General features: G+C 42.2%; 4 protein-coding genes. 3 read left to right on the forward strand and 1 reads right to left on the reverse strand.

Going from position 1 to position 9912, the window contains the following annotated elements; translation table 11 throughout:
* Together VK541_RS18695 and VK541_RS18700 are read left to right on the forward strand one after the other, a co-directional pair.
* Positions 1-213: DUF1080 domain-containing protein (locus VK541_RS18695; RefSeq protein WP_324371914.1), on the forward strand; the 213-nt coding region annotated here is incomplete at its 5' end.
* Positions 214-253: 40 nt separating this feature from the next.
* Positions 254-3136, forward strand: coding sequence for a PVC-type heme-binding CxxCH protein (locus VK541_RS18700; protein WP_324371915.1), 2883 nt, complete (start codon positions 254-256; stop codon positions 3134-3136).
* 300 nt (positions 3137-3436) lie between these two features.
* Here VK541_RS18700 and VK541_RS18705 read toward each other — a convergent pair whose 3' ends face one another.
* Complete coding sequence (locus VK541_RS18705) at positions 3437-7420, reverse strand: hybrid sensor histidine kinase/response regulator transcription factor (RefSeq protein WP_324371916.1); 3984 nt, start codon at positions 7418-7420, stop codon at positions 3437-3439.
* A 198-nt stretch (positions 7421-7618) separates the two neighbouring features.
* Here VK541_RS18705 and VK541_RS18710 point away from each other — a divergent pair.
* Positions 7619-9912 (forward strand): SusC/RagA family TonB-linked outer membrane protein (locus tag VK541_RS18710; RefSeq protein ID WP_324371917.1); only part of this gene is annotated, 2294 nt, incomplete at its 3' end.

Raw genomic sequence — 9912 nt, forward strand, 5'->3', positions numbered from 1 at the left:
GTAAAAAAATTACTCCGCCGCAACGAATGGAACAGTTATGAGGTGCGTTCTGAAGGACGCCGCATACAGATATTTTTGAACGGGGAACAAACCGTAGATTATACGGAGCCAGACACAGCGATTCCGCAGTCCGGGCATATCGCATTTCAGCTTCACGGCGGTGGGAAAACAGAAGTGTTCTACAAGGATATCATTCTGGAAAAATTGCCCTGAATAATTTAATGATCTTACAATAATAACCAAATACACACAAATGATGAATTTATACCGTTTAATGATCACACTGCTCATCGCAGTTGTTTTAACACCCAAAAGCTATGCTTCGGGAGAAATTACAAAACATAAACTCAGAGACACGGTCAAGTATGACCGTCAATATACCCTGGAGACTACCATGCTGGGTTATATAGGTTCTGATGGCAAACGCAATCCTACGCTTAAAGCAAGTAAAGGAGAATTGGTACGCATTAAAATTGTAAATGCGGAACTGATGACCCATGACATCGCCCTGGAAAAGAAAGCGATCAAAAGTAAAGTACTGGTTGAAAAAGGAGATACTTCCAGTATTGTTTTCAGAGCAACCGCCAATGACATTTATTATTGCTCTATACCGGGTCACAGGGCTGCGGGGATGGTAGGCAAGATTGAGGTAGTGCAGGGGCCGATTAAAAAAGCAGCCACCATAGCTGGTATTTTGCCTAAAAAAGCAGGGAAAGTATTGAATTTGAGTTTTGAGAACGGCACACTGAAGGACTGGAAAGCGACCGGTGATGCTTTTGCCAGCCCCCTTGTTGGTGCAGATGCCTCTTCTATTTACGAAAATGACCAGCGTCCCGGTTTAACCGGTAAATATTTCATCAGCAGCGGTGGGACAAAAAATTATAAGAAAACCGGAACCCTTATTTCTGTTCCATTTACAGTTACGCATCCTTTTGCCTCATTTAAAGTATCCGGAGGTGCTTTGCAGGATACCCGTGTAGAAATTGTGCGTGCGGATAATAACAAAGTGATTTTCCAGATCACCGGATCCGGACGCTCTAATCTTCAGCCTGTAGTGGTTGACCTTAAGGGTCAGCTCAATAAGCAGATCTTTATCCGTATTATAGACAAGGAAACGGGGATTTCCCAGATTCCTTATATAGGAGATGACAAATTTTCCCACATTAATTTTGACGATTTTGAGTTCTATGCAAAGCGGCCAAATTTCCCTAACGAGCTTAAACCAAGTGACATCATCATTCTTCCTCCTTTAGATCCCGTGATCAATGCGGGTCTGTCGGGTGAAAAAGCTGCGGTAGCCATGACGCCTAAAAAGGGATTTACGGTGAAACTAGCCGCTGCCGAGCCTGATATAGTAAGACCTATCAGTTTCACAATAGATGCCCGTGGAAGGCTTTGGGTAGTCGAAGCCCATACTTATCCTGTTCGTGCGCCGGAAGGCCAGGGCAAAGACAGGGTGCTGATCATGGAAGACACTGATGGCGATGGTAAGCTGGACAAAAGAACTGTTTTTGCTGAGAACCTAAATCTGGTAAGTGCGATTGAAGTAGGAATGGGCGGTGTCTGGCTGGGTGCTGCACCTAACTTATTATTCATACCAATTGATCCGAAAACAGATAAACCTGCAGGTCCTCCACAGATTGTTCTGGATGGCTGGGGCTACCAGGATACACATGAAATGCTCAACAACCTGAGATGGGGCCCTGATGGCTGGCTGTATGGTACGCATGGGGTATTTACACAATCAAATGTAGGCGCGCCTGGAGCGACTGATGCACAAAGGGTTAAGCTCAATGGCGGTGTTTGGCGCTATCATCCGACCAAAAAGAAATTTGAACTTTTTGCTGAGGGAACCAGTAATCCCTGGGGTATAGATTTTAACGATTACGGACAGGCTTTTGTTACCGTATGTGTGATCCCGCATATGTTCCATGTGATCCAGGGAGCCAGGTATCTTCGTCAGGCAGGAAATCATTTTAATCCGTACACATACGATGATATCAAGCAAATTGGTGACCACGTACACTGGATCGGCGACCGTGGCCCGCATGCGGGAAACTTCAGGTCAAATTCCAAAGGCGGTGGTCATGCCCATGCCGGTGCGATGATCTACCTGGGTAGTGAAAACTGGCCTGCTGAATACCGTAATAACATCTTTATGAACAATATCCATGGCAGCAGGGTCAATATGGACATCCTTAAAAGAAGCGGTTCTGGCTTTGTGGCCAGTCACGGGCAGGATTTCCTGCTGACCAATGACTCCTGGTCTCAATGGCTCAATCTTAAATATGACCAGAACGGTTCGGTGTTTGCTATTGACTGGTATGATAAGAACCAATGCCATAGTCCAAATCCTGATGTTCATCAGAAGACAATGGGCCGGATCTTTAAGATCAGTCACGAAACCGATAAATGGGTTAAGGTAGACCTTTATAAAGCTACTGATCAGGAACTGGTGAATTACCAGCTCAATAAAAATGAATGGTATGTAAGACAGGCACGCCAGATTCTGCAGGAACGTGGTCCAAATGAAAAAGTACACAAAGCGCTAAAAGAAATATTGATCAATAATCCGGATCCAACCAGAAAATTGCGTGCGCTCTGGACGCTTCATGTGACCAGGGGTCTTGAAGAAAAAGATCTTCTGGACTTACTGGGTAATGAAAATGAGTATGTAAGAGGCTGGGCCATTCAGATTCTCGCAGAAGATGAAAACCCATCTGATGCGGCACTTCAGCGCTTTGCAGAGCTGGCCGTTTCCGACAAGTCACAACTGGTCAGGTTGTACCTGACTTCTGCGCTTGAGCGCACTGATCCGGCCAAAAGATGGAAGGTCATCGAAGGATTAGTTCAGCATACAGAAGATAAAGACGATCATAACTTGCCATTGATGTACTGGTATGCGCTGGAGCCAATGGTGAAAACAGATATGAACAAGGCACTGGAAATTGCGATGAAGGCTAAGACACCAAAGATCCTGCAATATACTACACAGCGGATAGCTGCGATTAACACTCCGGAATCTAAAAAAACACTTCAGGAGTTAAACCAGAAACTGGATAAGATGGGTGACCATCATCAGTACCATGACATCCATCAGGTCATAGAAAAAGCATTGATGAAAAATAGTAAGTAAAAAAAGAAAGGGTGATATCCATCCGGATATCACCCTTTTCTAACCAAATATAAACCTGTATGAACGGGTTGATATGCAAACATAGGGATTTTCATCCAATTAGTGTGAATATGACACTAAGTAATTTGTTAAAAAGTGTTAATTTTTATTTTCCGATAAATTAATTGATGTTAATTGTTGTTTTTTAGTTAAAAATCAGATGAAACGAGAAAAAAAATGAATCTATTTTATTTTTCTTCAAAAATTCATTTTAAAATGATGGGTTATAAATGTTTTGATGACATTTATAACTCATTTTTATTAAATATCAGTACTGACGAGGTGTTTTGAACCGGCGTATTCAGATGGAGTCATTCCGAACTGCTTGACAAAACATCTTCCAAACTGTGCCTGGGAACTAAATCCTGTCAGGGAAGCGATCTTAAAGATCTTATAATTTCCTTCAACTAATAATTCGGCGGCCCTTTTTAATCTGGTAATGTTGATCAGTTCATGCGGCGAAAGATTGGAGATCGCTTTTATCTTCCGGTATAGTGTTGGCCGGCTCATATTCATAATATCGGCCAGCTGATCTACATCCAGAGATTTGTTATCGATATTTTTGTTGATGGCTTCATTTAGTTTCTCCAAAAAGGCCTCGTCTGCCTTATTATAGGCCATACTTTTAATATGTACCAGCGGCGAACTGGCAAAATAGTTCTTGATCTTGTCGCGGCTTGCCAGCAGGTTAGAAATCTGAGTCAGCAAATGATCCGGAGAAAAAGGTTTTTCCAGATAAGCATCGGCACCTACTTCCAGACCTTCTATTTTTGACTGCAGCGTGTTTTTAGCCGTCAGCAGAATAATTGGGATATGTGTATATTCCAGGTTGTCTTTCACCGCTTTGCACAGCTCATAGCCATCCATAACAGGCATCATGATATCGCTGATGATTAAATGAATGCTCCTGTCCTTTAATATATCCAGGGCTTCTTTGCCATTAACTGCCTGGATCACATGAAAATCTGTAACAAGTTTACCTGCAATAAATTCCCTGATATCCTGATTGTCCTCTACCAGAAGAATTACCGGAGACACCAGATTTCCATTTTGCTGGATAAGTTCCTTTGTTACCTGTTCGTCCGCAGTGTCGTCTGTCAGTTTAAATTCCCGCTCATGATGCTTGGGCAGGGTGAGGGTGAAAGTATTCCAGTGTCCATTTTCATTACTTACCTGTAAAGTACCTTCATGAAGTTCTGCCAGTGATTTTGCCAGAGGCAATCCTATGCCTGTTCCTTTTTGATCTTTATTACTCTCCATTCTGTAAAATGGTTCAAAGATCTTTTTGTGCAGGCCGGGGGGGATCAGATTTCCATCACTTCTTACTATTATGATGAATGAGTCTTCCTGGGTAATTAGTGCTATTGATATTTTTCCGCTCGCATATTTAACTGCATTGTCAACGAGATTACTCAGGATTTTGTTTAGTGCTTCAGGATCAGCATAGGCGTAAAGCGGATGATCCGGTAAACTCATGCTCAGCTCAAGTCGTTTTTGTTCTGTCGCAGCCTTGTACCTAAGGCAATTTTCTTCAAGCAATTGGCTGATGCTGATGTTTACAAAGTTAAGGTTAAAACCTTTGACCTCGGTTCTTCTAAAGTCGAGCAGCTGATCGGTCAGTTCTATTAGCCGGTTGGTGTTCTTTTTCATGATCACCAGGTTGTCTTTAATTGAGGGGATTACTTCAGATCTCTTGATCACCTCTTCCAGGGGACCTTTGATTAAGGTCAGCGGGGTTCTGATCTCATGGGTGACATAAGTGAAAAATTCAATTTTTGCGTGGTACAGCTCTTTCTCTTTTTTGGATTCCCACAATTCAATTTTACGTTTATTCTTGGTGTTTATTCGCTGGTGATAGTACCGGATGGCATAATATATTGCTATCGCAGCCATTAATGCATAGCAAAAAAATGCCAGCGGGCTGGCCCATAACGGGGGATCAATGATTATTTTAAGCTCAGTGACCTGATCATTCCAAATTCCGCTGCTGTTTGCGGCCTTCAGTTTAAAGGTATATGTGCCGGGAGACAGATTGGTGAAATATACCTTCCTGTTGGTTTTTAGGTAGGTCCAGTTTCGGTCAAGACCATCCATTTTGAAAGTATACTCTGTCATTTCAGGCGCGGTGAACCCCAATGCGGCAAAATCTATGCTGAAGGTGGCCTGATCGTGCTCTAGTTCAATTTCATGGGTAAAATTAATGGAACGTGTGAGCGGGGAGTTTTTCTGGCCGATCTCCAATTCCTTATTGTACACCTGGAAACCGGTAATGTAAACGGGAGAGACAAAACCGTTTTGCATAAACTGGTCAGGCAAAAAGCTGATCAATCCTTTAACACTTCCAAAATACATTCTTCCCTCAGGGTCTTTAAATGCGGAACTGTAATTGAACTGATCGCTGAGCAGTCCGTTTGCTCTTGTATAGGATTTTATCTTCTTTGTTGTGGGATTAAAGTTAAACAAGCCTCTCGAAGTACTTATCCACAGCGTGTTCTTTTGGTCTTCCAAAACTTTATAAAATACATTACTTAAAAAGCCGTTTTTTGTGCCGTACCTGCTGAAGTTATTATCCTTGTTGTTAAGCTCGTTAAGCCCGTTCTCTGTAGATACCCACAAAACACCTCTGCTGTCTTTGTAAACATTATTTATGGCATTACTGCTCAAACTCTTCCTGTTGTTTTCTTCGTGTTTATAATAACCTGATGCCTGGCTTTCGGGATTATAGAAATATAACCCATCTCTTAAAGTACCTGCCCAGACCGTTCCCCGGTCATCTTCTATTAAGCTTGAATAATGCAGGTTTCCAGGCACTTCGTTGAGTAGTGTAAAATCATCACCAGACCTGTTGTAGCGATAGAGCCCGAAAGACGTGCCAACCAAAATTTCCCCGGACCGGGTTTTGAGCAGGGATTCTATAAAATTACTTTTTAAATCATTAGGAGCCTGCCCGGCGCGGTAATGTCTGACCACTTTAGCACTATTGAGGTCCATTACATCAAGACCCTGTTCGAAAGTGCCGATCCAGAGCTCGTCATCTGTGGCAAGCAGACCATGGATATTTGTGTGCGCGATGCTGGTCTTCTCACCAGTAGGCTTAAACCGGTCAAAGTCTCCCGTTTTCGGGTTCAGCTTATTAAGACCTCCATCCTCGGTGCCGATCCATATATTGCCTTTGTTGTCATTGCAGATTTCCCTGACAGCATTTCCGCTTAAACCATTGCCGTTGCCCTGGGCAAAGAACTTATTAAATGAGGTATATTGTTTAGGGTAGTAGTTTATGCCCCCAAAATAAGTCCCCGCCCATATACCCCCTTCCTTATCTTTGCTTAGTGTATAAACTGCATTATCTGAGATGGAGTAAGGGTCATTGAATTTATTTCGAAGGTTGTTGAACTTACCTGTTTTTAGGTTGTAAATAAATAATCCGGATTCTGTGGCCATCCAGTATTCATCATTTCCCTGATCTATAAAATCTCTCGCATATATGGCGGTCTGGTCGGTATTTCTGGTGAGCAGGTCTCTATAGCTAAAAGTTTTGAGATCAAATATTTTGATACCCTGATTGGAAGTTCCTATAAAAAAGAAACCTTTGCCGGTATCGTATATCTTCTCTATCCAGGCGGATATAGTAGGTTTTGATTTGTAAAACACATTATAACTTTCAAATGTATTTTTTTTCGGATCATATTTTTGAATAAATCCATCAGTCGTCGACAGCCATATATTGCCATCTGCGGCAATGCTTAGAGAAGTCGCTGCCGGATGAAGCCTTTGGTCAAAAGTAAGCTGTTTTTTTGTTTGCTCATTGTACATGCAAAAGGTCAGTCCCGCGATATACCATAAGTTTCCGCTGCTGTCAATTCTGATATCCCGGATGTCCTTATTCTTTGTGGGCACAATAAGACTAAAACTTTCATTTAACGGGTTGTATTTATATAAACCCAGGAGCGTACCGGCCCAAATGTTCTGATCTTTATCTTCATACAGACTGTGAATAAAATTGTTGCCTATGGTCTGAGGATTGTCCGGATCATTTCTGAAAATTTTAAAAGTATAGCCGTCGAATCTGTTTAAGCCATCTTTAGTGCCAAACCACAGAAATCCTTTTTTGTCCTGTAAACTACAGATCACAGAATTATAGGACAGTCCATGTTCAACCTGGTAATGTCTGAAAGTATAAGACTGTCCAAATGCGGCAACTGCCACACCTGTCAATATGGATAATGTCAATAAAAATTTGTTCAATGCTATTCTATATTGGGTTGTAATAAAGATAGGCTGAAATGAGGCATAAAAGAAGATGATTTCCGGATTTCTGTATTTAAGACGCCAATTGAGACAAAATGAACAACATTTGATCTGTAAGATCAAATGTTAATTGGTCAATTAGCAATACAATTATTCCCCTAAAGATTGATTGTGCTAACCAAAATATAAACGAGCATGAAAAAAAAATTACACTTGAGCAAAGCGTTAAAGCTCTGCTTTATTCTAAGTTTATTGTTTGTCCTCTGTTGCCAGGCAGCCTTTGCCCAAAGCAATATCACGGGAACAGTCTCTGATAAATCAGGGCCATTGATAGGTGTAGGTGTGCAGGTAAAGGGCGGATCTGCATCTACAGTCACTGATGGGAAAGGTGCTTATACCATTTCCGCACCAGGTACTTCCGGAACAGTACTGGTGTTTAGCTATATCGGGTATAACACACAGGAAGTTACGGTCAATAACAGATCAGTAGTAAATGTAACACTGGTTGAATCGGCCTCGGATCTGAATGAAGTTGTTGTGGTTGGTTATGGCACGCAGCTGAAGAAGGATCTGACCGGAGCAGTGTCGATAGTTAGGGCTAAGGACATCCAAAAGCGTCAGTCAACAACCGTTGCTGAGGCCTTGCAGGGTCAGGCCACAGGTATTAAGGTTCGCGGTGGCGGTAGCCCCGGTTCTGAGGCACAGATTCAAATCAGGGGTTTAAAAAACCTGTCAAACACCAATCCATTGTACGTTATTGATGGATTGATCACAAGTGCTAATCGGGATTTTAATCCTGGTGATATTGAATCTGTTCAAATTTTAAAAGATGCTTCTGCTGCAGCTATCTATGGATCCCGCGCGGCTAGTGGTGTGATCATCATTACCACAAAAAAAGGAAAGAACGGGCCTATGAAAGTTGATTTTTCAGGTAAATCAGGAATTCAAACCATCCCGCGTTACGACCTGGCGGAAACTGAAGAGTTTGCGCGTTTAAATTTTATGGCTTATGACAATGCCGTGGTTAAGCGTCAGGATCTGCAACTGGAAAATAACACGGACTGGCAGGATGTGGCTTTTCAAACAGGCAACATTCAGGATTATAACGCTAATTTTTCCGGAGGCAGCGATGCCGGCAATTATTTTGTATCTGCCGGTTATTTCCAAAATAAAGGTACAGTGATCAGTACCGATTTCAACCGTTTCAACTTCAGGGTAAATACGCAGGGCCGTAAGGGCATATTTACCATTGGAGAGAACCTTGCCATAAGCAAAGCCAAGGTTGATGAGATGTCGGGCAACCCTATTGTAGATGTGATACGTTTGTTGCCTACCATCCCAGTATATGATCCAAGCAATCCGGCAGGTGGCTACGGCTATGGCAGTGAAGCAAGAGGACGTACTTTTGGCACTAACCCGCGGGCAATTGCCGACCTGGAAGACCGTACCAATGAGAACCTTCGCCTCCGTGGAAACTTATTCTCTGAACTCCAGTTTCTTCCATTTTTATATTACAGGCTAAACCTTGGTATTGAAACCAGTAATGATCATTATAAGTATTTAAGGAAAGTGGGTAACTGGACACTAAATCAGCCATTCGATCCTTCGATAGCAAATGAGAACAGGGCAGAATTCACTTCAGGACTCATAGAAAATACCTTAAACTTTAATAAAACCTTTGGGAAGCATATTGTAACAGCTGTGGGAGGGCAATCTTACCAGCGTACCAACTATGCGCGAATATCGGGTACTAAGCGTAATGTACTGGTTAACAGAGGGCATTATTATGATGTGTTGGACCAGGGTAACGAATCACAGACTGGTGGTTTAAGGCTGCGCACCGATCTGATATCGTATTTCGGCCGGATTGAGTATAGTTATGACGACAGGTATTTATTTAATGCGGTGATCCGTACTGATGGCTCGTCTAAATTCGGACCTGATTATAAATTTGGGACCTATCCTTCTGTATCTGCCGCATGGCGGATTAGTAAGGAAGACTTCTTTAAGGTATCCTGGATCAACGATCTGAAGCTTCGCGCAAGCTATGGTACTTTAGGAAGTAATAACATTGACGAGTATGAATACCGTTCGGTGATCAATACTTTTTCAACCGTAGTTTTCGGCCCCGATCAAACCATACAACAAGGTGCGACGCAAGTCCAGCTAACCAACGACAATCTGCGCTGGGAAAAGCTGATTCAACAGAACTATGGCTTTGATGCTTCATTTTTGGATAGTAAGCTGACTTTAACCGCTGAGTATTTTAATGCGCGGACTAAAGACGTACTTTCTATACCCCCAATCTCGATTTTTACAGGTAATGATGGCGGCAACCCACGTGTTAACGCGATAACATTGAGTAACAAGGGTTATGAGTTTACGATAAATTACCGTGAAGACAAAACCGCATTTAAATATAACGGTAGTTTTAACTTCACCAGGCTTTCTAATAAAGTACTCAATTTGGGCTATAACAAGAAAAACCT

The sequence above is a fragment of the Pedobacter sp. genome, assembly GCF_035317785.1.
Taxonomy (GTDB): Bacteria; Bacteroidota; Bacteroidia; order Sphingobacteriales; family Sphingobacteriaceae; genus Pedobacter.

Bases quoted from the DNA above. Each gene is read 5' to 3' on its own strand.
- VK541_RS18700 (WP_324371915.1), top strand. From the start codon at position 254: ATGATGAATTTATACCGTTTAATGATCACACTGCTCATCGCAGTTGTT.